We start from the raw sequence: 20932 nt of genomic DNA, 5'->3' as shown, positions 1-20932 counted from the left end.
CTCAGGCTTCGTCCAGCACGTTGCCGCGCGCGTCGACCACCAGCCGCAGGCGCCGGTCGTCGTGGTAGTACGTCACGCGCCAGCGGCCGGCGTCTTCGCCGGTGCCGCGCTCGCACAGCACGGTGATCTTGCGGTCGTCCATCAGCTTGCGGAACCACGCCACCTGCAGGCCGAGTCCGTGGGCGACGCGGGCCGCGTCGATCTCGATGGCGGGTTCGCGCGGATCTTCGTGGAGGCTGAGCGGGATGGCGGCACGCCGGGTCATGGGCACAGCGTCGCGGGATTGCGCGGGGGCCGCCATGACCTGGGTCAGGCCATGGCCGGGTGTGCCGGTACCGCTGCGTGGCTGTGTCTCAGCCCGGCTTGCGCGCGCTCAGGAACGTCCACAGGTCGCGGTACGAGGGCACCAGGACGTCCTGCTCGCAGCGTTCGCCGAAATGTGAATCGACGGCTTCGCGGATCAGCGGCAGCACTTCGCGCCGCGCGGCGCGGTCACCGGCATCGTGCAGGCCGTGGCCGCAGCACTGCATGCTGAGTACGCCGCCGGGGCGCAGGGCGCGGGCGATGCGCGCGACGATCCGGGCGATGAACTCCGCCCGCGACTGGCCTTCGCGCACCGGATCCATCGTGAGGTCGTAGACCACGGCGTCCAGGTCGCGGGCTTGGTCGATCCAGGCGAATGCGTCGCCGACGACGACCTGTGCATGCGGATTGTCGAAGGCGCCGCCACAGGTGGCGGGCAGGTGCCGGCGCGACAGCACCATCACGCGCGCGTCGATTTCGATCATGGTCAGTTCGGCGGGCATGTCGCCGAGCGGTTCGAGGCTGCGCAGCAGTTCGTTGAGCACGCCGCCGTCGCCGCCGCCGAGGATGGCGATGCGTTCGCGCCGGCGCAGCGCCAGCAGCGGGCTGGCCATGGCCACGCCGTAGGCGGAGTCGGACTCGGAGATCTGCAGGTCGTCGTCGAGGTAGAGCTGGCCGCCGAACGTGGGATGGCGGGTGACGCGGATCTGCTGCAGGCCGGAATGTTCGTCGGCCAGGATGGTGTCGATCGCTGGTGCGGGCTGCGCCGTGGCGGCAGCGGCGGGACGGAGGCCGGCGCGGTGGCCGTTGAGTGCTTGCATCGGGGCTCGCTGTGCGGGAATGAGCCTTAATGCTCGAACAACATGGGGCACGGGTTCAAGTTTGCCCGCCCGATGCGTCCGTGGTGAACTGGGCGCTCTTCCAGGAGGATGTGCACATGGACAAGTTGCCCGTTCTGTTGCTGGCCGCCTGCGTGGCCGGCTGTTCCACCGGGCCGTCGACGCCCGGCGCAACGACGGACGAGGGGGCGGCGGCGACGATGCCGGCGCCCGGCTCCGACCGCGACGCACACGGCTGCATTCCGTCGGCCGGCTACGCGTGGTGCGCGAAGACCGCGCAGTGCGAGCGGCCGTGGGAACTGGCCAGGGCGCAGGGCCTGAACGATGGCGCAGAGGCGTTCGACGCGTTCTGCGGCAACCCGGAGCCGCAGGGGCCGGCGACGGGCGAATAGTCCCGGGCGCGTTCCGTGTGGTTCATGTTCGCGCAGCGGTTTTGACGTCGCCGTTCCGCCGCGATCGATAGGGTCTGTTGGACCATGACCATTATTGCGGAGGTGCCCGATGTCGGACGACAGTCCCAAGACCGAACTGGACCACGTGCAGGACACGTTGAGCCAGCTCAAGGAAATGCGTCATTACTCGAAGAACAACGTGGAGGCGCTGACCGCGTCGTGGCTGCTGTTCGACGGCGACCTGTCGAAACTGGGCAAGACCAAGACGATCGACGGCCTGATGACGCGACAGGGCGAGCTGCACGATGCGCTGGAGAGCGCGATTTCCGAATTCGAGGAACTGGCGGAAGGGTTGAAGCCGGCGCCGGAGGAATAGTCGCGGGAGGGCGCGGCGCCTTCTAGATTGCCTCGATCGCCTGTAGGCCTGTAGGAGCGGCTTCAGCCGCGAGCTTTTTAATTCCCCAGGATCATAAAAGCTCGCGGCTGAAGCCGCTCCTACAGCTGGGCGGGAAACTACCGCGCGCTGTACGCGTGCACCTCGTCCACCAGCACGGCGACGTGGTCGGGATTCATGTCCGGCGACATGCCGTGGCCGAGGTTGAAGACGTGGCCTTCGCGCGAACCGCCATTGCCGTCGCGGTAGTTGTCGAGCGCGTTGCGCGCCTGCGCACGGATGGCGTCCGGCGAGCCATACAGCGTGGCCGGGTCGAGGTTGCCCTGCAGTGCGACCTTGCCCTGCGTGCGGCGCGCGGCTTCGCCCAGTTCCACCAGCCAGTCGACGCCAACGCCGTCGGTGCCGGAGTCGGCCAGCACTTCGAGATGCGTCGCGTTGCCCTTGCCGAACAGGATCAGCGGCGTGCGTGCGTCGCCTTCGCCGCGTTCGAGTTCGCGCGCGATGCGGGTGAGGTAGGGCAGCGAGAATTCGCGGTACATCGCCGGCGACAGCACGCCACCCCAGGTATCGAACACCTGCAGCGCCTGCGCGCCGGCCGCACGCTGCGCCGACAGGTACGCGATCACCGCATCGGTGTTCACCGACAGCAGCGCGTGCAGCGCCTTCGGGTCGTTGAGCGCCAGCGCCTTGATCCGCGCGAAGTCCTTGCTGCCGCCGCCTTCGACCATGTAGCAGGCCAGCGTCCACGGGCTGCCGGAGAAGCCGATCAGCGGCACCTTGTCGTCGAGTTCGCGGCGGATGGTGCGCACCGCGTCCATCACGTAGCGCAGTTCGGTCTCCATGTCCGGCACGCCCAGCTTCGCGATGGCGGCGGCATCGCGCACGGGGTCGCGGAACTTCGGGCCTTCGCCTTCGACGAAGTGCAGCCCCAGGCCCATTGCGTCGGGGATGGTGAGGATGTCCGAGAACAGGATCGCCGCGTCCAGGTCGAAGCGGCGCAGCGGCTGCAGGGTGACTTCGCAGGCGATGTCCGGGTTCTTGGCCATCGCCAGGAAGCTGCCGGCCTTGGCGCGGGTGGCGCGGTACTCGGGCAGGTAGCGGCCGGCCTGGCGCATCAGCCACACGGGCGTGCGGTCGACGGGCTCGCGGCGCAGTGCGCGGAGGAATCGGTCGTTGGCGGGGGTGCTGGACATGGGGCGGATTTCCTTCTGGGCGTCATCCCGGTGTGGCGAGGAATCCCTGTGCGCAGGGACGCCACGGCGGGGTCCTTCGCCGTGCCGGGGGATGGCAGTGGGGGTTACCTGGGCGCGTCGGTGCCCTTTGCGTACATCAGCTGGAAACCGCGCCTGGTCTGCTGGTCGCGGTTGCGTTCGAGCGCGGCGAGCGCGCTGGCGTGATCGGGGAACTGTTCGCGGCGCACCGTGCTGCGGCCGCCCACCTGCCCGGTTTCGCGCACCAGCTCCCAGCCGCCGAACAGGTCGGGCTGCAGCATCAGCTGCACGAAGCGCGGCGCGTCGTGGCTGTCGGGGCGTTGTTGCAGGAACAGGCGCATGGGGCGGGCATTGTACGGCCGGGGGCTGGGGGAAGTTGCCGGTTCCGGCTTTACCTGGGCCTGCATCGCGTCACCCACCGCGAAATTCCCGCCGCCACGCGGACGGCGAGGTGCCAAGCGCCGCCCCGAAATGCTGGCGCAGCGAGGTGGCCGAGCCGAACCCGGCTTCGGTCGCAACCGTTTCCAGCGGCGCATCGGTGGTTTCCAGCAGCCGCTGCGCGCGTGCCAGGCGCTGCGCCTGCAACCAGCGGCCGACGGTGGTGCCGGTGGCGTCGCGGAACCGGCGGGTAAACGTGCGCCGGCTCATCAGTGCGCGTTCGGCCAGGGCATCGAGGCTGTGCGGCTGGTCGATGTGCGCCAGCGCCCAGTCCAGCACGTCGGCCAGGCGGTCGTCGCGCGGCGAGGCCGGCAGCGGTTGTTCGATGTATTGCGCCTGTCCACCGCGCCGGTGTGGTGCGACGACCATCGCCCGGGCGATGCGGCTGGCCACCTCGGCGCCGTGGCGCTGGCGCACCAGGTGCAGGCAGCAGTCGATGCCGGCGGCGGTGCCGGCCGAGGTGACGACGTCGCCATCGTCGACGTAGAGCACGTCCGACTGCAGCCGCACGCGCGGAAAGCGCCGGCCGAAGTCCCCGCTCGCGATCCAGTGCGTTGTGGCCGGGCGATCGTCGAGCAGGCCGGCCTCGGCCAGCACATAGGCGCCCAGGCACAGCCCGACGATGCGCGCACCGCGGGCGTGCGCGGCGCGCAGCGCCTTGAGCAGCGTTTCCGGCGGGCGTTCGCCGGCGTCGCGCCAGGACGGCACCACCACGGTGCCGGCCCCGCGCAGGCCGGCCAGCCCGTGCCGGGTCTCGATGGTGAAGCCGGCATCGGTGCGCAGCGGGCCGGGTTCGGCCGCGCACACCCGCACCCGGAACCGCGGCAGCCCGTGGCGGCTGCGGTCCTCGAAGACCAGGCAGGGCACGGACAGGTGGAAGGGACTGATGCGATCGAAAGCCACCACGGCGACGGTGTCGGCGGCGGGCGAGGTTGCGGAAGGGCGGGAGGCAGGCATGGCCCGATTCTATCGAATATTGTCATCCGGGCCACTGTCGGGGCGCCCGGCCAGGGCCAAGAATGGATGCACTTCCCACCAGCAAGGAGTTCCCCATGGACCGCAAGCGCGCCCTCGTCGTGATCGACGTGCAGGACGAATACTTCCACGGCAACATGCCGATCGAGCATCCCCCTCTCGGCGAGTCTCTGCCCAACATCGGTCGCGCGATGGACGCCGCGCACGCGGCCGGCGTGCCGGTGGTGGTGGTGCAGCACACCTCGCCGGCCGGTGCCCCCGCGTTCGACAAGGGCACGCGGGGCTGGGAACTGCACCCGGAGGTCGCCAGGCGTCCGCGCGACCACTACATCGAGAAGCACCGGGACAGCGCGTTCACCGGCACCGACCTGGCCGGGTGGATCGAGCGCAACGGCATCGACACGCTCACCGTGTCCGGCTACATGACCCACAACTGCGATGCCTCGACCGTCTTCGGGGCGGTGCACGCCGGGCTGCAGGTGGAATTCCTCTCCGATGCCAGCGGTTCGCTGCCATACGCCAACCAGGCGGGCGCGGCGAGCGCGGAAGAAATCCACCGCGTGCTTTCCGTGGTGTTCCAGAGCAACTTCGCCGCGGTGGTGCGCACGGCCGACTGGATCGAGGCGCTGCGCTCGGGCGAAGCGCCGGTGCGCGACAACCCGGTGGCATCCAACCGGCGCGCGCGCGAAAGCCGGCGCGCGGCCTGAGTTGGCCGCGACGCTCAGGCGCCGCGCAGCACGTCCAGCACCGCATCCTCCGGTACGTCCGCCACCACGCGCGCATGGCCGGGGCCGTCCCAGAGCACGAAGCGCAGGCCGCTGGCCTGCGCCTTCTTGTCCAGGCGCATGTGCGCGAGCAGGGTGTCGGGGGCGAGGCCGGCCGGTGGTTCCGTCGGCAGGCCCAGGCGCTGCAGCAGGGCGCGCAGGATCATGGTGTCGGTGTCGGTGGCCAGCCCCAGCGCCGCGGACAGGCGTGCGGCCAGCACCATGCCGACGGCCACCGCTTCGCCGTGGTTGAGCGCGCCGTAGTCCTGCGCGGTCTCGATGGCGTGGCCGAAGGTGTGGCCGAAGTTGAGCAGGGCGCGCTCGCCGTGCTCGAACGGGTCGCGCTCGACGATGGCCGCCTTGTGCGCGCAGCTGCGGGCGATCGCCTCCGACAGCGCGTCGGCGTCGCCGCCGAGCAGCGCGTCGGCGTGCGCGTCGAGCCAGTCGAGGAAGCCGGACTCGGCGATGGCCCCGTACTTGACGACCTCCGCCAGCCCCGCGCGCAGTTCGCGGGCGGGCAGGGTGCGCAGCGTCGCGGTGTCGGCGACCACCGCGCGCGGCGGGTGGAAGGCGCCGACCAGGTTCTTGCCCTGCGGCAGGTCGACGGCGGTCTTGCCGCCGACGGACGAGTCGACCATTGCCAGCAGGCTGGTCGGCAGCTGCACGCAGTCGATGCCGCGCATCCAGCAGGCCGCGGCGAAACCGGCCAGGTCGCCGACCACGCCGCCGCCCAGCGCGTACACGCAGGCGTCGCGGGTGGCGCCGAGCGCGGCGAGCGCGTCGATGGCCTCGCCGAAGCGCGCCAGCGTCTTCTCTTGTTCGCCGGGCGGGATGACGCAGGTGGCGACCTGCGCATCGGGACGTGCCGCGCGCAGCGCGTCGACCACGCCGGCGGCATACAGCGGCGCGACGTTGCCGTCGCTGGCAACCAGCGCGTGGCGTCCGCGCAGTGGCCGCGCGAGCAGCGCGCCGTCGTCCAGCAGACCGGCGCCGATGTGGATGCGGTAGGGCCGGGCGCCGCCGACCTCGACGTCGAGCGCGGTCACGGTGCCGTGCTCCCCGCGGGCACGGCCGCCATTTGCCAGCGCAGGTCGAGCAGGTGCCCGAGCCTGGCCACGGTGTCGTTGGCGTTCATCGATGCGGTGTCGAAGCGCAGGTCGGCGACTTCGGCATAGAGCGGGTCGCGCGTTTCGGCCAGGCGGCGCAGGACCTGTTCGCGGTCGTCGGCGGCCAGCAGCGGGCGGGTGCGGTCGCGCGCCAGGCGCTGGAGCTGCCGTGGCACGTCGATGTGCAGGTGGACCACGAAGCCGCGCTCGCGCAGCAACCGGCGCGTCCGGGGATCGACCACGGCCCCGCCGCCGGTGGCGATCACCGTGCCTTCGCCGGCCAGCAGGGTGGCCAGCACGGCCTGTTCGCGCGCGCGGAAGTCGGCTTCGCCGGCGCACTCGAAGATTGTGGCGATGCTGGCGCCGGCCTGCGCCTCGATCTCGCGGTCGGCATCGAGGAAGGCGAGGCCGAAACGCTCGGCCAGGCGTCGCCCGATCGAGGACTTGCCCGAGCCCATCGGCCCGACGAGGACAAGGTTGGGTGCCGGATTCATGGCCGGGATGCTAGCACCGCGTGCCGCGGCCTTAACGCGCCTGCGCCTAGTCTGCCTGTCCCGGCGGCCATGCCGCCCAACACCGGAGAAACGCAATGGCAGTCGCCAAGGTCATCGAAGTCAACGCCTCGTCCGAGAAGAGCGTCGAGGACGCCGTGCGCCACGGCCTGAAGAAGACCTCCGAGACGGTCAAGGGCATCAAGGGCGTGTGGGTGAACGAGATCAAGGCCGTCACCAACGACACCGGCGACATCACCGAGTGGCGCGTGAACCTGCGCATCACCTTCGTGGTGTCGTAACAGCTGCATGTCGCCGGCGGCGCGCGGCCGCGCTACAGCGGCCGCCGCTCCCCGTCCAGCGGCGCCACGGTGTCGGCCATGCCCGGCAACGTGCGCATCGCCTGGCGGCTGGTGCGTTCGAAAAACTGCACGAAGCGTTCGACCTGGGCGCGGGTCATGGCCTTGCGGTCCGGGTGTCCGGCCTGCAGCGACTGCTCCTGTTGCCAGCGCCACCGCGGCACGATGTCGAAGCCCGGTCCCTGCAGGAACAGCAGGCGGTCGATGCGCCGCCACAGTGCCGGGTAGTCGCGCGCCAGGGCGTCGTTGCACCAGCGGCGCCAGCGGCCGTCGGGGTCCTCGTCGCGTTCCAGCGCGTTGACCGGGTCGGCCAGCGCCGCGTCCGGCTCGGGCGGGGCGCCGAGGAACCAGCCTTCGAACAGCACCAGTTCCACGTTGTCCGCGCGTGGCCATTCCGATCCGGGACGCTTGCTGTCGGCGAGCTTGTCGAAGCGCGGCAGGGCGACCGGTTCGCCCGCGCGCAGGGCATCGAGCGTGCGCGTGGCCAGCGCCATGTCGTGGGTGCCCGGCGGCCCGCGCGTGGCCAGCAGCGGATGCACGTCGCGGGCGAGGCGGGCGCGTTCGTCGTGGTCGAGGTAGGCGTCGTCCAGCGACAGCACCACGGCGCGGATGCCGCATTCGCCGGCCAGCCGCGCGAGCTGCGCGGCGAGGGTGGACTTGCCGCTGCCCTGCAGGCCGGAAATGCCGTAGACGCGGGCGCCGTGGGCCAGCGCATCGTCCAGGCAGCGGGCGACGAACGCGTCCGGGAACCCGGCCTCGGCGGCGGCGTGCGGACCCTTCGACATCGGGCCACAATAGCCCAATGAACCAGACCGACCTCTACGCCGAAGCCCTGGCCACGTTCGACCAGCTGTTCGACGAGGCCCTGGCGGCCGGCGAGCCCGACCGCACCGCGATGGTCGTCGCCACCGCCTCGCTCGACGCCTGCCCGTCCGCGCGCACGGTGTTGCTGAAGGCGCACGACGAACGCGGCTTCGTCTTCTACACCCACCTCGACGGCCGCAAGGGCCGCGAGTTGCAGGCCAACCACCGCGCCGCGCTGCTGTTCCACTGGCCGCGCGTGCGCAGCGGCGTGCAGGTGCGCGTCGAGGGCGGCGTGGAGCTGGTGAGCGACGACGAGGCCGACGCCTACTTCGCCAGCCGTCCGCGCGGCAGCCAGGTCGGCGCGTGGGCATCGGATCAGTCGGAGACGCTGGAGTCGCGCGAGGCGTTCGAGGTGCGCATCGCGCAGGTGGAGCAGGAGTTCGAAGGCCGCGACGTCCCGCGCCCCCCGCGCTGGACCGGCCTGCGCGTGCAGCCGCGTTCGGTCGAGTTCTGGTACGCCGGCGATTCCCGCCTGCACGAGCGTTGGCTGTACGAGAGCGATGTGGCGGGGGTGTGGACGAAGCGGATGCTGTATCCGTGAAGCAACGCGGATCGGGAATGGGGAGTTGGAAATCCAGGGAGCGGGACGCGGGTTTTGCCGGGTCCCGGGTCCCGGATCCCCAGTTCCGGCCTTCCGGCCCGCAACGCATCGTCTGCCTCACCGAGGAGCCGACCGAGGTGCTGTACGCGCTCGGTGAGCAGGACCGGATCGTGGGGATCAGCGGCTTCACCGTGCGCCCGCCCCGTGCGCGCAAGGAGAAGCCGAAGGTCAGCGCGTTCACCAGCGCGAAGATCGACGAGATCCTGAAGCTCGAGCCGGACTTCGTGGTCGGGTTCTCGGACATCCAGGCCGACATCGCCGCCGAACTGGTGCGACGCGGGGTGGAGGTGTGGATCAGCAACCACCGCAGCGTCGAAGGCATCGTCGACTACGTGCGCCGGCTCGGCGCGCTGGTCGGCGTGGCCGAGCCCGCCAATGCGTACGCCGACGAGCTGCAGCGCGGGCTCGACGCCATCGCCGCCGAAGCCGCGCGCCTGCCGCGGCGGCCTCACATTTACTTCGAGGAATGGGACGAACCGCCGATCACCGGCATCCGCTGGGTGGCCGAACTGATCCGCATTGCCGGCGGTGACGACGTGTTCCCGGAACTGGCCGCCGAATCGCTGGCGAAGCAGCGCATCCTGGCCGACGCGGGCGAGGTGGTGCGGCGCGCGCCGGACATCATCCTGGGTTCGTGGTGCGGCAAGAAGTTCCGGCCGGAAAAGGTGGCCGCGCGCCCTGGCTGGGACGCGATCCCGGCGGTGCGCGACGGCGAACTGCACGAGATCAAGTCGCCGATCATCCTGCAGCCCGGCCCGGCCGCGCTGACCGAGGGCGTGCGCGAGATCGCGCGGATCGTGTGCGAGTGGGCCGGGCGGCACGGCTGAGTGCCCCACGCGAAGCAGTCCCAACCCCACGGCCATCTGCCATCATGCGCACGCCATCCACACCGGGAGTGCGTCCATGAACCAGGCAGCCATGCAGGACTTTGGCAAGCTCGTGCTGCGCATCGCGCTGGGCGCGTTGATCCTGCTGCACGGGATTTCGAAGCTGAAAAACGGCCTCGGCCCGATCGAGGGCATGGTCGTCGCCCACGGGTTCCCGGGCTTCGTCGCCTACGGCGTGCTGATCGGCGAGGTGCTGGCGCCGCTGATGCTGCTGTTCGGGTTCCACGCGCGGATCGGCGCGGTGATCGTCGCGGTCAACATGCTGTTCGCCTTCGTCCTGGCGCACATGGGCCAGCTGGGCCAGCTCAACGACCAGGGCGGCTGGGCGCTGGAGCTGCAGGGCATGTTCCTGTTCACCGCGATCGCCATCGTGCTGATCGGGCCGGGGCGTTACGCCATCAACCAGCGCTAGGAATGCGGGATGGTTTGGTGCTGCTTCAGCGCGGGAAGAAGTCCCGGTTGAAGCGCAGCTCCATCGGCGATCCGCCCTCGGGCGTTGCCGTGACGACGAAGCGCAGGGTGTCCGGCGCGATCACGCGCGCGGTGCCGACGTAATCGATGAATTCACCGCTGCGTACTTCGCGCATCTGCAGCTGCTGGCGCTTGCCGAGCAGATCGGCGGCGGTGGCGGTGACGCGTGCGGGCAGCGCTGTTTCGCCGCCGTCCGCGTCGCGGCGCACGCCGACCAGCAGCATCACCGTGCCGGGATCGCGTTCGACGCCGTACTGGGTGGCGACGGCCTCGCCGATGATCGTGGTGGGCAGGACGTTGGCGCGGACCAGCACGTCGCCGACCCGCGTCATCGCTTCCTCCGGCGCCTGCGCCTGGTGGGCGGACGGCGGCGGGGAAGCGCCGCAGCCGGCCAGGGCGGCGACCAGCACCAGGGCGGACGCGGCGCGGGCAAGCCCGTCAGTCATTGGCCGCCGACAGCTCGCGGCCGCGCTCGGCGGCGTTGGCGATCGCGCGGTCGACCAGTTCGCGCAGGCCGCCTTCCTCGAACGTCTCGATCGCCGCCTGGGTGGTGCCGCCCGGCGAGGTGACGCGGCGGCGCAGTTCGGCCGGCGGCGGGGCGCCGGGTTCGGTGAGCATGCGCGCCGCGCCGAGGATCGTCTGCAGCGCCAGCGTGCGCGCGGTGGCGTCGGGCAGGCCCTGGCGTTTGGCCGCATCTTCCATCGCCTCGGCCAGCAGGAACACGTAGGCCGGGCCGCTGCCGGACGTCCCGGTGACGGCGTCCATCTGCGCCTCGTCGTCGATCCACACCGTCGTGCCGGCGCTGGACAGCAGCGCCTGTGCGCGCTCGCGCCCGGACGCATCGACCGCGGGCGTGGCGAACAGGCCGGTGACACCGGCGCCGAGCAGGGCCGGGGTGTTGGGCATGCAGCGCACGATGGCCGGTGCATCCGCGTCTTCGCCACCGCCCAGCCAGCGCGAGATCTGCGCGGTGGTGATGCCCGCTGCGACCGACACGACCAGCGGCCGCCGTGCCCGCGCCTGCGGCGCCAGCGCCTCGCAGACCTGGCGCAACACCTGCGGCTTGACCGCCAGCATCCAGACGTCCGCGCCGTCCACGGCCTGTGCGCCGTCGGCGAACGTGGCCACGCCGAAGTCGTCCGCCAGCGCCTTGCGCGCCGCCTCGGCCGGCTCGGCGACGCGGATCGAACTGCCCGGCGTACCGCGCGCGACCAGCCCGCCGATCAGGCTGCGGGCCATGTTGCCGCCGCCGATGAAGGCGGTGGAGCCAGCGTTGGAGTCCGGGGATGCAGGGGTCGTGGAAGCAGTCATCGGCGGTGGCATGGTGCGGGTGGAACACGATGGTAGGCCATCGCGTCGGCCGCTGCGGACCAGCCGGGGCAACCCCGCGTTGCCCGAAGCGCGCCTTCAGGAGTCCTGCGCGCGCTGCCTCGCCCCGAACAGTGCCGTCCCCACGCGCACCATCGTCGCGCCCTCGGCCACCGCCAGTTCGATGTCGTCGCTCATGCCCATCGACAGCGTGTCGATCTGCGGATACTGCCCGGCCAGCGCGTCGAACAGCGCCTTCATGCGCGCGAAGGCGTCGCGGCGGTGCGCGACGTCCGGATGCGGCGCGGGGATCGCCATCAGCCCGCGCAGCAGCAGCCGCGGCTGGGCGGCGATCGCGGCGGCGAGCGCCGGCACTTCGCCAGGCGCGCAGCCGTGCTTGCTGGCCTCGTCGTCGATGTTCACCTGGACCAGGACGTTCAGCGGCGGGCGGTCGTCGGGTCGGTGGCGGGCGAGGGCGGCGACCAGCTTGTCGCGGTCGACCGTCTGCACCCAGTCGAACGCGGTCGCCGCCTCGCGGGCCTTGTTCGACTGCAGGTGGCCGATCAGGTGCCATTCCAGCGTTTCCGATGCCAGGGCTTCCTGTTTGGCGAGGGCTTCCTGCACGTAGTTTTCGCCGAACGCCGGGGCAGGCGCGACCGCGGTCACATTCATTGCATGCAATGCGGCGGCCATTTCCGCGACGGCCGTCGCAGGCTGGGTCTTGGATACCGCGAGCAGCCGCGGCCGGGGGCGGCCAGACGCGGCCGCGGCCGAGGACAGTCGCTGCAGGACATCGCGCAGCGCCTGCGCGTACAGGGAATCGGGCATCGGCAAGGGGCTGGATTTCCGGCGCGGGTCCGGGGCTATACTGCCGCGCAGGGGTAGTTCATTCCAGTCGCAGTGCCAGGGGAGCATGCATGGATATCGCCGAACTGTTGGCGTTCTCGGTCAAGAACAAGGCGTCGGACCTGCATCTGTCGGCGGGCCTGCCGCCGATGATCCGCGTCGACGGCGACGTGCGCCGCATCAACATCCCGGCGCTCGACCACAAGCAGGTGCATGCGCTGGTGTACGACATCATGTCGGACAAGCAGCGCCGCGACTACGAGGAATTCCTCGAGGTCGACTTCTCGTTCGAGATCGCCGGACTGGCGCGTTTCCGCGTCAACGCGTTCAACCAGAACCGCGGCGCCGGCGCGGTGTTCCGCACGATTCCGTCCGAGGTGCTCACGCTCGAGGATCTCGGCACGCCGCGCATCTTCAAGGAGCTGATCGACCAGCCGCAGGGCCTGATCCTGGTCACCGGCCCGACCGGCTCGGGCAAGTCGACCACGCTCGCGGCGATGGTCGACCACGTCAACAAGAACGAGTACGGGCACATCCTCACCATCGAGGACCCGATCGAGTTCGTGCATACCGCGCAGAAGTGCCTGATCAACCAGCGCGAGGTGCACCGCGACACCCACGGCTTCAACGAAGCGCTGCGCTCGGCGCTGCGCGAGGATCCCGACTACATCCTGGTCGGCGAGCTGCGCGACCTGGAAACCATCCGCCTGGCGCTGACCGCCGCGGAAACCGGCCACCTGGTGTTCGGCACGTTGCACACCTCGTCGGCGGCCAAGACCATCGACCGCATCATCGACGTGTTCCCCGCCGGCGAGAAGCCGATGGTGCGCTCGATGCTGTCCGAGTCGCTGCGCGCGGTGATCTCGCAGGCGCTGCTGAAAAAGGTCGGCGGCGGCCGCACCGCGGCCTGGGAAATCATGGTTGGCATCCCGGCCATCCGCAACCTGATCCGCGAGGACAAGGTCGCGCAGATGTATTCGTCGATCCAGACCGGCCAGCAGCACGGCATGATGACGCTCGACCAGCACCTGCAGGACCTGGTCAAGCGCGGCCTGGTCACGCGCGCGCAGGCGAAGGATTACGCGAAGGACAAGCGGTTGTTCGAATGAAGCCGGGGATCCGGGACTCGGGACCCGGGACCCGGACACGGCAACTCCCGAAGGCAATCCGGATTCACATGAGCGGACAGAAGGCGGTTTGGAGCTTGGACCAGCGCGGGGCTTGACGCCTTGCACGAGTCCCGAGTCCCGAGTCCCCAGTCCCGGAGCTTCCCATGAGCAGCATCGACTTCACCTCATTCCTCAAACTGATGGCGCACCAGAAGGCGTCGGACCTGTTCATCACCGCGGGCATGCCGCCGTCGATGAAGGTGCACGGCAAGATCTCGCCGATCACCCAGAACCCGCTCACGCCGCAGCAGGCGCGCGACCTGGTGCTCAACGTGATGTCGCCGCCGCAGCGCGAGGAGTTCGAACGCACCCACGAGTGCAACTTCGCCATCGGCGTGTCGGGCGTGGGCCGCTTCCGCGTGAGCTGCTTCTACCAGCGCAACCAGGTGGGCATGGTGCTGCGCCGGATCGAGACCCGGATCCCGACGATCGAGGAGCTCAACCTGCCGCCGATCATCAAGACCCTGGCGATGACCAAGCGCGGCATCATCATCTTCGTCGGCGCCACCGGCACGGGCAAGTCCACCTCGCTGGCGTCGATGATCGGCTACCGCAACCAGAACTCGACCGGCCACATCATCACCATCGAGGACCCGATCGAGTTCGTGCACAAGCACGAGGGCTGCATCATCACCCAGCGCGAGGTCGGCATCGACACCGACAGCTGGGACGCGGCGCTGAAGAACACCCTGCGCCAGGCGCCGGACGTGATCATGATCGGCGAAGTCCGCACCCGCGAGGGCATGGACCACGCCATCGCCTTCGCCGAGACCGGCCACCTGGTGCTGTGCACGCTGCATGCCAACAACGCCAATCAGGCGATGGACCGCATCATCAACTTCTTCCCCGAGGACCGCCGCGGCCAGCTGCTGATGGACTTGTCGCTGAACCTCAAGGGCGTGGTCGCCCAGCAGCTGATCCCGACCCCGGACGGCAAGGGGCGCCGCGTGGCGATGGAGATCATGCTCGGCACGCCGCTGGTGCAGGACTACATCCGCGACGGCGAGATCCACAAGCTCAAGGAAGTGATGAAGGAGTCGACCAACCTGGGCATGAAGACCTTCGACCAGAGCCTGTTCGAGCTTTACCAGGCCGGCGAGATCAGCTACGAGGACGCCCTGCGCTACGCCGACTCGGCCAACGAGGTGCGCCTGCGCATCAAGCTCGCCCAGGGCGGCGACGCGCGCACCTTGTCGCAGGGACTGGACGGGGTCGAGGTCGCGGAAGCGAACTGAGTCACGCGGACTCCGCGATGCGCACTGCATCCCGGCATGGTGCAACGTGCGTGACATCGCAAGGTGGGACTGGCATGGATAGAATGCGCAACGCGTCGCGGCGCGCGGCGCTCCATTTCGTCCAACCACACAAGGATGTCCTGCAATGCCTGCATATCTCCGGATCGCGGCGCCGCTGCTCGGCGCCGTCCTCGTTCTGGCCGCACAGGGTGCCTGGGGCCAGAGCGCCCTTGGCAAGCTCAAGGGGCTGGCTGGGAGCCAGAAGGCCAAAACCATTGTCGACGTCGGTTCCGATGCGCTGCGCGGGCTGACGCTCAGCGACGAAGATGTTGCTTCCCTGGGCGCGGAAGCCGCGCTTGCCTATGATGCCCAGAGCACCGTGCTGCCCGCGGATGATGCCTACGCAAAGCGCTTGGCTGCGGTCACGTCCGGGCTCGAGAACGACAGCGGGCTCAAGCTCAACTTCAAGGCCTACCAGAATCCGGAAGTCAACGCGTTCGCGCTTCCGGACGGCTCGGTGCGCGTCTACAGCGGCCTGATGGACCTGATGACCGACGACGAGCTGCGGTTCGTGATCGGGCACGAGATCGGCCACGTCAAGCACGGCCACAGCAAGGAGCGCTTCCGAACCGGCTATCTCACCCAGGCCGCGCGCAAGGGCGTGGCCGCGAACAGCGGTGCCGTGGGCAAGCTGGCGTCGTCGGAGCTCGGTGGACTGGTGGAGTCGGTGATCAACGCCAAGCATTCGCAATCCAGCGAGCTGGAGTCCGACCAGTTCGGGCTGGCCCTTCTCAAGCGTACCGGCCATGACCAGCAGGCAGCGGTCTCCGCGCTGCGCAAGCTCGACGACGGCGGCCCGAAGGCGGGCATGTTGTCCAGCCATCCCGATCCGGCCAAGCGGGCCGACCTGATCGAGCGCAGCATCGATGGATGAGGCGGTCCGGTGCGGCTGCACCGGAACCTCACGTAGGCTTCAGGTTGGCCGGGACACTGCGTTGTCGCTGCCATAACCGCGTTTTCATTCGCGCCGCGGCACAATATGCGGCCAAGACATCTCCGGAGACCCGCCATGGCGCATACCCTTCCTCCCCTTTCTTATGCCTACGACGCGCTCGAGCCGCACATCGACGCGAAGACGATGGAGATCCACCACTCCAAGCACCACCAGGCCTACATCAACAATCTCGACAAGGCGGTCGAAGGCACCGAGTTCGCCGACAAGCCGGCCGAGGAACTGATCCGCGACCTCGACGCGCTGCCCGAGAAGATTCGCGGCGCGGTGCGCAACAACGGCGGCGGCCACGCCAACCACTCCCTGTTTTGGACCGTGATGTCGCCCAAGGGTGGCGGCGAGCCGGTCGGCGACGTGGCCAAGCACATCGACAGCGACCTGGGTGGCTTCGACAAGTTCAAGGAAGCCTTCACCCAGGCGGCGATCACCCGCTTCGGCAGCGGCTGGGCGTGGCTGAGCGTTGACAAGTCCGGCAAGCTCTCGGTTGAGAGCAGCGCCAACCAGGACAACCCGCTCATGAAAGGTATCGGCTCGGGCAACACCCCGATCCTGGGCCTGGACGTGTGGGAACACGCCTACTATCTGAAGTACCAGAACCGCCGCCCGGAATACATCGGCGCGTTCTACAACGTGGTCGACTGGAACGAGGTCGAGCGTCGGTACCAGGAGGCGGTCAAGGGCTGATCCCTGGCCCGCGCGGATTCGCCGCGCAACGCGATCCGAGAAAGCCCGGCAATGCCGGGCTTTTTCATTCTTGTTGCCGTCCGATCTCCAGGTGCAGGGGCACGCCTGGTGCAGGCGCCTGTCGCCGGAACGGGACGGCCTGCTAATCGAAAAGCCCCGGGCCAGGGTCACCTCGTTCGCCTGCTTCCACCGATATCACGCGTCGTTCGGTGGCCAGGTGAAACGTTGCAATCTCCTCGTACCCGGGCCCGTAGATCCAGACAGCACAACAGGCGGACTGGTCCGTGCGATAACTACCGAGGAAATTGACGATCGTCGCGCCCAGGCACTTGCCTGCCGACCGGACCGGGAAACTCCATGTGAACTCGGTTGAATAGTGGCCTGCACCATGCCAGGGCCATTGCCCGTCTACCTCCGGGTCGGACGGGCATCTGTCCGTCTCGCTGCCGATGTCCGGATCATTCCATGCGCGGTCGGACAGTGCCTGATTGACTGCTGCGAGGAGGCTGGCAGTGGCTGGGTCATGGCGCGTGGCTTCGGGTTCGCTTCCGTCCTGCGTGGCGCGGTGGCGGTGGCGGTAGCGCACTTCGATCCGTGCACTTTCCTCGACGGGCGCGAATGGCATTTCGAGCGTGATCGTGTCCAGCGCGTAGAAGCTGTCGCGGTAGACCGCGTAGGACGTGCCATGGATGCGCAGGATCTCGAATGCCTGGTCCCCGCCGCGTCCGTTGATCGAATAACTCATCCGTTGTCGGCGCGACTCTGATTCACCCCGTGAAGGACCGAATCCACGTACGGGATCCTGCCGGATCAACTCGATCGCCGAGTAGAGGCCCGTGCCGCCCGTGTAATAGTCCGACACCAGGTCGCGTCTGCCATCGCCATCCAGATCGATCAAGGTGATTCCAAGGTCGTGCCCCTCGCCGTCGTACCCATCGCCAGGGCCGAATGCGTAGTTCTGGAACGCCCTGCAGTCCCCCGTCGAGATGCCGTCGGGGCAGCGGAGGTCGGACGGCGCAGCCGGTTGCCTGGTCCCGGTATCAAGTGGAAGTTCGACATCGACGCCGGCCTTGTCGCGGAGTTGCCCGAAAACCGTTTGTACCGGATCCGCCTGGCCATTGCGTGCCGCTTCGAGGATCGCATCGCGCAGGAAGGCGGCCGCAGCCCTGGTGTTCCCAGTGGGTTCTGCTTCGCCGGATGCGGATACCGGGGCGACGGACAGCATGCCTGCGGCCAAGGCGACCGCCCATGCACGGGGTCTGGTGGAATGCTTCATCCTTTCGATTCCTTTCGAGCCAGCCTGTCCCCCACCGGGCACCCCGGCCGGTGCGCGCCCGGCAGATATCCCAGGCTCATCAGGAACTCGCCCGTGATCTCGCCGCCGGTGAACTTGAAGGTGCGCTTGAACAGCTTCACCCACGACGCCTTCTCGCGCGGTGTCCCGTCCTCCACGGCGTGCGCATCGAGCCACTGGGCAAAGCCGCCGTGCGACTGCCGCAGGCCGCGGATCACCTGCGCGTTGTGGATCGCGGCATCCACCTTCAGGCGGTTGCGGATGATCGCGGCGTCGCCCAGCAGGCGCAGGCGATCGGTTTCGCCGTAGGCGGCGACCGCGTCGACGTCGAAGCCTTCGTAGGCGCGGCGGAAGCCGTCGCGCTTGCGCAGGATCGTTTCCCAGCTCAGGCCGGCCTGGTTGATTTCCAGCAGCAGGCGTTCGAACAGGACGGACTCGTCGCGCTGCGGGAAGCCGTATTCGGTGTCGTGGTAGGGCCCGTGCAGCGGGTGCCCGGGTGCGAAGTCGCAGTAGCTGGTGCCCATGGGGCCAGCTTAGCGGACGCGCGCAACCGCGGCGTGCCCGGGGTTGCGCCGGTCTTCGCGGCTGCGCGACCATGCCCGCAGTCCCCGGATTGAAGGCTTGCCATGGAAATCGCCGACCGGTGCGTCGCCACCGTCCACTTCACCCTGCTCGACCAGCAGGGCGGCCAGATCACCACCACCCGCGGCCACGATCCGCTGGTCTACCTGCACGGCAGCGGCGGGATCGTGCTCGGGCTGGAGCAGGCGCTGGAGGGCAAGGAGCCCGGCGACGAGTTCGAGGTGGAAATCGCGCCCGAGCAGGGCTTCGGCAAGCGCCATGACGCACTGGTGCAGACGCTGCCGCTGGGCATGCTCGGCGACGGCGCCAGCGTACCCACCGTCGGGGCGCGGCTGAAGGCGCAGACCGCGCGCGGGCCGCTGGACGTGGTGGTGACCGCGGTGGACGGGAGCACGATCACCGTGGACGGCAACCACCCGCTGGCCGGGCGTCCGTTCCGGGCCCGGGTGGAAGTCGTGGACGTGCGCCCGGCGACCCCGGAGGAGATCGAGTCCGGCCTCGGCTGAGCGTCGTCCGGTCTGGCGTGCGGCGTTACGGAAAAAGGGCAAATCCCCGCGATTTACTGGCGGCAACCGCGCGCGCGGCATCGTTTTCGGCTTCGCTTCATTGTCTGCCTGGGCGGGTAGAATGCCGTCATGTCCGCCACGCCCACGCCATTGGCCAACCAGCTGCTGATCGCGCTGCCGTCGCTTGCCGACCCGAACTTCGCGCGCTCGGTGGCGCTGATCTGCCAGCACGACGACGAAGGTGCGATGGGCGTGGTGGTGAACCGGCCTTCGGAATACACGCTGGGCGACGTGTTCGAGCAGATGGGCATCACCACCGGTGATGCGGCGCTGGGAGAGCAGCTGGTGCTGGCCGGCGGGCCGGTGCATCCCGAGCGCGGCTTCGTGCTGCACGACGGCGACCGCGAATGGGATTCGAGCCTGGCGATCGGCGACGGCCTGTTCGTGACCACCTCGCGCGACGTGCTCGAGGCGATCGCGCGCGGCGAAGGCCCGGAGCGCGTCACCGTCGCGCTGGGCTGTGCCGGCTGGGGGGCGGGGCAGCTGGAATACGAACTGACCGAGAACAGCTGGCTGACCGTGCCGGCGGACGCCGAACTGCTGTTCGACACGCCGCTGGAGGCGCGCTGGCAGGCCGCGGCAGGGCGCATCGGCGTCGACATGACCCGGATGACCGACTACAGCGGCCACGCATGAGCACCGCGCCGATCAAGCCCGACGGCACCGTGCTCGGCTTCGACGTCGGCGCGCGCAGGATCGGCGTCGCGGTCGGCAGCGCTTTCGGCCACGGCGCGCGGGCGCTGGCGGTGATCGACGTGCACGGCGACCACATCGACTGGCCGGCGATCGACCGCCTGCACCAGGAATGGCGCCCGGATGGCGCGGTGGTCGGCGACCCGATGACGCTCGAAGGCGGCGACCAGCCGATCCGCGCTCGCGCCCACGCCTTCGCGCACGAACTGCAGGCACGCTACAAGTTGCCGGTGGTGCTGATGGACGAACGTTCCAGCTCGGTGGAGGCGGCGCAGCGGTTCGCGCTCGACCGCGCCGAAGGGCGCCGCCGGCGCCGCGACGCGGCGGCGCTCGACGCGGTGGCCGCGGCGGTCATCATCGAGCGCTGGCTCGCCGCGCCCGGGGATGCCACGCCCCTGTAGCGACACGTGACGCGGCCGCCACCCGACGAACTCCATCCGCCACGCACGGATGCGACGCCCCCCAACCAGACCGATCCGCCGGACATCCATGACAACGCAACTCGCCCCGGACGGCCGCCTGCGCCACCTGCTCACCCTCGACGGCCTGCCGCGCGAACAGCTGGTGGCGCTGCTCGACCGCGCGCAGGCCTTCGCCGACGGCGAGGCGGGCCGGTCGCTGGCCGGCACCGCCGTGTGCACGCTGTTCTTCGAGCCCTCCACGCGCACGCGGCTGAGCTTCCAGCGCGCCATGCAGCGGCTTGGTGCGGACGTGCTCAACTTCGACGCCTCGACCTCGTCGACCAGCAAGGGCGAGACCGCGCTGGACACGCTGAAGAACATCGAGGCGATGGGCGTGCGCGGCTTCGTGGTGCGGCACTCGGTGGACGGCGGGGTGGCGGAACTGGCCGCCGCCGCGGCGCCCGGCACCGCCCTGGTCAACGCCGGCGACGGCCGCAGCGCGCATCCGACCCAGGGCCTGCTGGACATGCTGACCCTGCGCCAGGCCAGGGGCACGGACTTCTCCGCGCTGACGGTGCTGGTCGTGGGCGACATCCGCCATTCGCGCGTGGCGCGCTCCGACCTGCAGGCGCTGCGCACGCTGGGCGTGGGCACGATCCGCGCCTGCGGCCCGGCGGCGCTGCTGCCCGACGACGCGACGCTGGCCGGCTGCGAGGTGTCGCAGGATTTCGACGCGGCGCTGGAAGGCGTGGACGCGGTGATGATGCTGCGCCTGCAGCGCGAGCGCATGGCCGAGGGGCTGGTGTCGTCGCTCGACGACTACCACCGCGACTACGGCCTCACCGTCGGACGCCTGCGTCGCGCCGCGCCGGATGCCGTGGTGATGCATCCGGGGCCGATGAACCGCGGCGTCGAGATCGACAGCGACGTGGCCGACGGCCCGCGGTCGCTGGTGCTGCGCCAGGTCGCCAACGGCGTCGCGGTGCGGATGGCGGTGCTGGAGGCGCTGCTGGCCTGAAGTAAGATGCCGGTTCCGTCGAACCGGAT

The 20932-nt window shown here is 69.7% G+C and carries 28 protein-coding genes; 15 read left to right on the top strand and 13 right to left on the bottom strand.

Annotation, left to right across the window (positions count from 1 at the left end):
• Position 1 precedes the first annotated feature (1 nt).
• On the bottom strand, positions 2 to 265 hold the full coding sequence (locus tag ABD679_RS14505; RefSeq protein ID WP_344760722.1) for a DUF6522 family protein: 264 nt from the start codon (positions 263 to 265) through the stop codon (positions 2 to 4).
• An 88-nt stretch (positions 266 to 353) separates the two neighbouring features.
• Entirely contained in the window at positions 354 to 1124 is a 771-nt protein-coding gene (locus ABD679_RS14500; protein WP_344760721.1) for a spermine/spermidine synthase domain-containing protein, read from the bottom strand.
• 116 nt (positions 1125 to 1240) lie between these two features.
• On the opposite strand from ABD679_RS14500, the gene ABD679_RS14495 reads away from it, so the two are divergent.
• Positions 1241 to 1534 carry a hypothetical protein gene (locus tag ABD679_RS14495; protein ID WP_344760720.1) on the top strand — a complete coding sequence of 98 codons (294 nt, stop codon included), beginning with the start codon at positions 1241 to 1243 and terminating at the stop codon, positions 1532 to 1534.
• A gap of 109 nt (positions 1535 to 1643) precedes the next feature.
• Positions 1644 to 1910 (top strand): hypothetical protein, encoded by a 267-nt coding sequence (locus ABD679_RS14490; RefSeq protein WP_344760719.1) that lies wholly within the window; start codon positions 1644 to 1646, stop codon positions 1908 to 1910.
• Between the two features lie 137 nt (positions 1911 to 2047).
• Here the strand turns inward: ABD679_RS14490 and hemE are convergent, their stop codons facing one another.
• The 3 genes from hemE to ABD679_RS14475 form a co-directional block, all read right to left on the bottom strand.
• Positions 2048 to 3121 (bottom strand): uroporphyrinogen decarboxylase, encoded by a 1074-nt coding sequence (gene hemE, locus ABD679_RS14485; RefSeq protein WP_344760718.1) that lies wholly within the window; start codon positions 3119 to 3121, stop codon positions 2048 to 2050.
• A gap of 104 nt (positions 3122 to 3225) precedes the next feature.
• Positions 3226 to 3480 carry a WGR domain-containing protein gene (locus tag ABD679_RS14480; protein WP_344760717.1) on the bottom strand — a complete coding sequence of 85 codons (255 nt, stop codon included), beginning with the start codon at positions 3478 to 3480 and terminating at the stop codon, positions 3226 to 3228.
• A 70-nt stretch (positions 3481 to 3550) separates the two neighbouring features.
• Positions 3551 to 4534, bottom strand: a complete 984-nt coding sequence (locus tag ABD679_RS14475; protein ID WP_344760716.1) for a GlxA family transcriptional regulator — start codon at positions 4532 to 4534, stop codon at positions 3551 to 3553.
• Positions 4535 to 4629: 95 nt separating this feature from the next.
• On the opposite strand from ABD679_RS14475, the gene ABD679_RS14470 reads away from it, so the two are divergent.
• Positions 4630 to 5259 (top strand): cysteine hydrolase family protein, encoded by a 630-nt coding sequence (locus ABD679_RS14470; RefSeq protein WP_344760715.1) that lies wholly within the window; start codon positions 4630 to 4632, stop codon positions 5257 to 5259.
• 14 nt (positions 5260 to 5273) lie between these two features.
• Here ABD679_RS14470 and aroB read toward each other — a convergent pair whose 3' ends face one another.
• Entirely contained in the window at positions 5274 to 6362 is a 1089-nt protein-coding gene (aroB, locus tag ABD679_RS14465) for a 3-dehydroquinate synthase (protein ID WP_344760714.1), read from the bottom strand.
• Positions 6359 to 6916, bottom strand: coding sequence for a shikimate kinase (locus tag ABD679_RS14460; RefSeq protein WP_344760713.1), 558 nt, complete (start codon positions 6914 to 6916; stop codon positions 6359 to 6361). The genes aroB and ABD679_RS14460 overlap by 4 nt, the downstream gene beginning before the upstream one ends.
• A 95-nt stretch (positions 6917 to 7011) precedes the next feature.
• On the opposite strand from ABD679_RS14460, the gene ABD679_RS14455 reads away from it, so the two are divergent.
• Positions 7012 to 7215, top strand: coding sequence for a dodecin family protein (locus ABD679_RS14455; RefSeq protein WP_344760712.1), 204 nt, complete (start codon positions 7012 to 7014; stop codon positions 7213 to 7215).
• Positions 7216 to 7247: 32 nt separating this feature from the next.
• On the opposite strand, the gene ABD679_RS14450 is transcribed toward ABD679_RS14455, so the two are convergent.
• Positions 7248 to 8057, bottom strand: coding sequence for a kinase (locus ABD679_RS14450; protein WP_344760711.1), 810 nt, complete (start codon positions 8055 to 8057; stop codon positions 7248 to 7250).
• A gap of 17 nt (positions 8058 to 8074) precedes the next feature.
• On the opposite strand from ABD679_RS14450, the gene pdxH reads away from it, so the two are divergent.
• From pdxH to ABD679_RS14435, 3 genes are all read left to right on the top strand, one after another.
• On the top strand, positions 8075 to 8677 hold the full coding sequence (gene pdxH / locus ABD679_RS14445; protein WP_344760709.1) for a pyridoxamine 5'-phosphate oxidase: 603 nt from the start codon (positions 8075 to 8077) through the stop codon (positions 8675 to 8677).
• A gap of 137 nt (positions 8678 to 8814) precedes the next feature.
• The gene (locus ABD679_RS14440) at positions 8815 to 9564 is read left to right on the top strand and encodes an ABC transporter substrate-binding protein (RefSeq protein WP_425561911.1); all 750 of its coding nucleotides are present in this window, start codon (positions 8815 to 8817) and stop codon (positions 9562 to 9564) included.
• Positions 9565 to 9640: 76 nt separating this feature from the next.
• Positions 9641 to 10036, top strand: a complete 396-nt coding sequence (locus tag ABD679_RS14435) for a DoxX family protein (protein WP_344760708.1) — start codon at positions 9641 to 9643, stop codon at positions 10034 to 10036.
• Positions 10037 to 10061: 25 nt separating this feature from the next.
• Here the strand turns inward: ABD679_RS14435 and ABD679_RS14430 are convergent, their stop codons facing one another.
• The 3 genes from ABD679_RS14430 to ABD679_RS14420 form a co-directional block, all read right to left on the bottom strand.
• On the bottom strand, positions 10062 to 10541 hold the full coding sequence (locus ABD679_RS14430) for a DUF4426 domain-containing protein (protein WP_344760707.1): 480 nt from the start codon (positions 10539 to 10541) through the stop codon (positions 10062 to 10064).
• Positions 10534 to 11406 (bottom strand): pyrroline-5-carboxylate reductase, encoded by an 873-nt coding sequence (gene proC, locus ABD679_RS14425; RefSeq protein WP_425561910.1) that lies wholly within the window; start codon positions 11404 to 11406, stop codon positions 10534 to 10536. Before proC ends, ABD679_RS14430 begins: the two co-directional genes overlap by 8 nt.
• A 96-nt stretch (positions 11407 to 11502) precedes the next feature.
• Positions 11503 to 12231 carry a YggS family pyridoxal phosphate-dependent enzyme gene (locus ABD679_RS14420; protein ID WP_344760705.1) on the bottom strand — a complete coding sequence of 243 codons (729 nt, stop codon included), beginning with the start codon at positions 12229 to 12231 and terminating at the stop codon, positions 11503 to 11505.
• 89 nt (positions 12232 to 12320) lie between these two features.
• Between ABD679_RS14420 and ABD679_RS14415 the strand changes: the two genes are divergently transcribed.
• From ABD679_RS14415 to ABD679_RS14400, 4 genes are all read left to right on the top strand, one after another.
• On the top strand, positions 12321 to 13358 hold the full coding sequence (locus ABD679_RS14415) for a type IV pilus twitching motility protein PilT (protein ID WP_344760704.1): 1038 nt from the start codon (positions 12321 to 12323) through the stop codon (positions 13356 to 13358).
• A 164-nt stretch (positions 13359 to 13522) separates the two neighbouring features.
• Positions 13523 to 14653: a PilT/PilU family type 4a pilus ATPase gene (locus ABD679_RS14410; RefSeq protein WP_344760703.1), complete on the top strand. Its 1131-nt coding sequence runs from the start codon at positions 13523 to 13525 to the stop codon at positions 14651 to 14653.
• Positions 14654 to 14798: 145 nt separating this feature from the next.
• Complete coding sequence (locus ABD679_RS14405; RefSeq protein WP_344760702.1) at positions 14799 to 15587, top strand: M48 family metallopeptidase; 789 nt, start codon at positions 14799 to 14801, stop codon at positions 15585 to 15587.
• Positions 15588 to 15722: 135 nt separating this feature from the next.
• Entirely contained in the window at positions 15723 to 16349 is a 627-nt protein-coding gene (locus ABD679_RS14400; protein ID WP_344760701.1) for a superoxide dismutase, read from the top strand.
• A gap of 142 nt (positions 16350 to 16491) precedes the next feature.
• On the opposite strand, the gene ABD679_RS14395 is transcribed toward ABD679_RS14400, so the two are convergent.
• Entirely contained in the window at positions 16492 to 17625 is a 1134-nt protein-coding gene (locus tag ABD679_RS14395) for a hypothetical protein (RefSeq protein ID WP_344760700.1), read from the bottom strand.
• Positions 17622 to 18167, bottom strand: a complete 546-nt coding sequence (locus ABD679_RS14390; RefSeq protein ID WP_344760699.1) for a DNA-3-methyladenine glycosylase I — start codon at positions 18165 to 18167, stop codon at positions 17622 to 17624. Before ABD679_RS14390 ends, ABD679_RS14395 begins: the two co-directional genes overlap by 4 nt.
• 102 nt (positions 18168 to 18269) lie before the next feature.
• On the opposite strand from ABD679_RS14390, the gene ABD679_RS14385 reads away from it, so the two are divergent.
• From ABD679_RS14385 to ABD679_RS14370, 4 genes are all read left to right on the top strand, one after another.
• Positions 18270 to 18731 carry an FKBP-type peptidyl-prolyl cis-trans isomerase gene (locus ABD679_RS14385; protein ID WP_344760698.1) on the top strand — a complete coding sequence of 154 codons (462 nt, stop codon included), beginning with the start codon at positions 18270 to 18272 and terminating at the stop codon, positions 18729 to 18731.
• A 129-nt stretch (positions 18732 to 18860) separates the two neighbouring features.
• Positions 18861 to 19427: a YqgE/AlgH family protein gene (locus ABD679_RS14380; protein ID WP_344760697.1), complete on the top strand. Its 567-nt coding sequence runs from the start codon at positions 18861 to 18863 to the stop codon at positions 19425 to 19427.
• A complete protein-coding gene (gene ruvX, locus ABD679_RS14375; RefSeq protein ID WP_344760696.1) occupies positions 19424 to 19885 on the top strand; it encodes a Holliday junction resolvase RuvX in 462 nt (153 codons plus the stop codon). The genes ABD679_RS14380 and ruvX overlap by 4 nt, the downstream gene beginning before the upstream one ends.
• Positions 19886 to 19973: 88 nt before the next feature.
• Positions 19974 to 20903: an aspartate carbamoyltransferase catalytic subunit gene (locus ABD679_RS14370; protein WP_344760695.1), complete on the top strand. Its 930-nt coding sequence runs from the start codon at positions 19974 to 19976 to the stop codon at positions 20901 to 20903.
• The last annotated feature ends 29 nt before the right edge of the window (positions 20904 to 20932 follow it).

The sequence above is a fragment of the Luteimonas lutimaris genome (assembly GCF_039537065.1).
In the GTDB taxonomy this organism is placed as follows: domain Bacteria; phylum Pseudomonadota; class Gammaproteobacteria; order Xanthomonadales; family Xanthomonadaceae; genus Luteimonas; species Luteimonas lutimaris.
This window is presented reverse-complemented; position numbering and strand designations above follow the sequence as displayed.

Excerpts from the sequence above, each read along its gene's own strand:
- ABD679_RS14505 (WP_344760722.1), bottom strand. The coding sequence starts at position 265 with ATGACCCGGCGTGCCGCCATCCCGCTCAGCCTCCACGAAGATCCGCGC.
- ABD679_RS14500 (WP_344760721.1), bottom strand. The coding sequence starts at position 1,124 with ATGCAAGCACTCAACGGCCACCGCGCCGGCCTCCGTCCCGCCGCTGCC.
- ABD679_RS14495 (WP_344760720.1), top strand. The coding sequence starts at position 1,241 with ATGGACAAGTTGCCCGTTCTGTTGCTGGCCGCCTGCGTGGCCGGCTGT.
- ABD679_RS14490 (WP_344760719.1), top strand. The coding sequence starts at position 1,644 with ATGTCGGACGACAGTCCCAAGACCGAACTGGACCACGTGCAGGACACG.
- hemE (WP_344760718.1), bottom strand. The coding sequence starts at position 3,121 with ATGTCCAGCACCCCCGCCAACGACCGATTCCTCCGCGCACTGCGCCGC.
- ABD679_RS14480 (WP_344760717.1), bottom strand. The coding sequence starts at position 3,480 with ATGCGCCTGTTCCTGCAACAACGCCCCGACAGCCACGACGCGCCGCGC.
- ABD679_RS14475 (WP_344760716.1), bottom strand. The coding sequence starts at position 4,534 with ATGCCTGCCTCCCGCCCTTCCGCAACCTCGCCCGCCGCCGACACCGTC.
- ABD679_RS14470 (WP_344760715.1), top strand. The coding sequence starts at position 4,630 with ATGGACCGCAAGCGCGCCCTCGTCGTGATCGACGTGCAGGACGAATAC.
- ABD679_RS14460 (WP_344760713.1), bottom strand. The coding sequence starts at position 6,916 with ATGAATCCGGCACCCAACCTTGTCCTCGTCGGGCCGATGGGCTCGGGC.
- ABD679_RS14455 (WP_344760712.1), top strand. The coding sequence starts at position 7,012 with ATGGCAGTCGCCAAGGTCATCGAAGTCAACGCCTCGTCCGAGAAGAGC.
- ABD679_RS14450 (WP_344760711.1), bottom strand. The coding sequence starts at position 8,057 with ATGTCGAAGGGTCCGCACGCCGCCGCCGAGGCCGGGTTCCCGGACGCG.
- pdxH (WP_344760709.1), top strand. The coding sequence starts at position 8,075 with ATGAACCAGACCGACCTCTACGCCGAAGCCCTGGCCACGTTCGACCAG.
- ABD679_RS14435 (WP_344760708.1), top strand. The coding sequence starts at position 9,641 with ATGAACCAGGCAGCCATGCAGGACTTTGGCAAGCTCGTGCTGCGCATC.
- ABD679_RS14430 (WP_344760707.1), bottom strand. The coding sequence starts at position 10,541 with ATGACTGACGGGCTTGCCCGCGCCGCGTCCGCCCTGGTGCTGGTCGCC.
- proC (WP_425561910.1), bottom strand. The coding sequence starts at position 11,406 with ATGACTGCTTCCACGACCCCTGCATCCCCGGACTCCAACGCTGGCTCC.
- ABD679_RS14420 (WP_344760705.1), bottom strand. The coding sequence starts at position 12,231 with ATGCCCGATTCCCTGTACGCGCAGGCGCTGCGCGATGTCCTGCAGCGA.
- ABD679_RS14415 (WP_344760704.1), top strand. The coding sequence starts at position 12,321 with ATGGATATCGCCGAACTGTTGGCGTTCTCGGTCAAGAACAAGGCGTCG.
- ABD679_RS14410 (WP_344760703.1), top strand. The coding sequence starts at position 13,523 with ATGAGCAGCATCGACTTCACCTCATTCCTCAAACTGATGGCGCACCAG.
- ABD679_RS14405 (WP_344760702.1), top strand. The coding sequence starts at position 14,799 with ATGCCTGCATATCTCCGGATCGCGGCGCCGCTGCTCGGCGCCGTCCTC.
- ABD679_RS14400 (WP_344760701.1), top strand. The coding sequence starts at position 15,723 with ATGGCGCATACCCTTCCTCCCCTTTCTTATGCCTACGACGCGCTCGAG.
- ABD679_RS14395 (WP_344760700.1), bottom strand. The coding sequence starts at position 17,625 with ATGAAGCATTCCACCAGACCCCGTGCATGGGCGGTCGCCTTGGCCGCA.
- ABD679_RS14390 (WP_344760699.1), bottom strand. The coding sequence starts at position 18,167 with ATGGGCACCAGCTACTGCGACTTCGCACCCGGGCACCCGCTGCACGGG.
- ABD679_RS14385 (WP_344760698.1), top strand. The coding sequence starts at position 18,270 with ATGGAAATCGCCGACCGGTGCGTCGCCACCGTCCACTTCACCCTGCTC.
- ABD679_RS14380 (WP_344760697.1), top strand. The coding sequence starts at position 18,861 with ATGTCCGCCACGCCCACGCCATTGGCCAACCAGCTGCTGATCGCGCTG.
- ruvX (WP_344760696.1), top strand. The coding sequence starts at position 19,424 with ATGAGCACCGCGCCGATCAAGCCCGACGGCACCGTGCTCGGCTTCGAC.
- ABD679_RS14370 (WP_344760695.1), top strand. The coding sequence starts at position 19,974 with ATGACAACGCAACTCGCCCCGGACGGCCGCCTGCGCCACCTGCTCACC.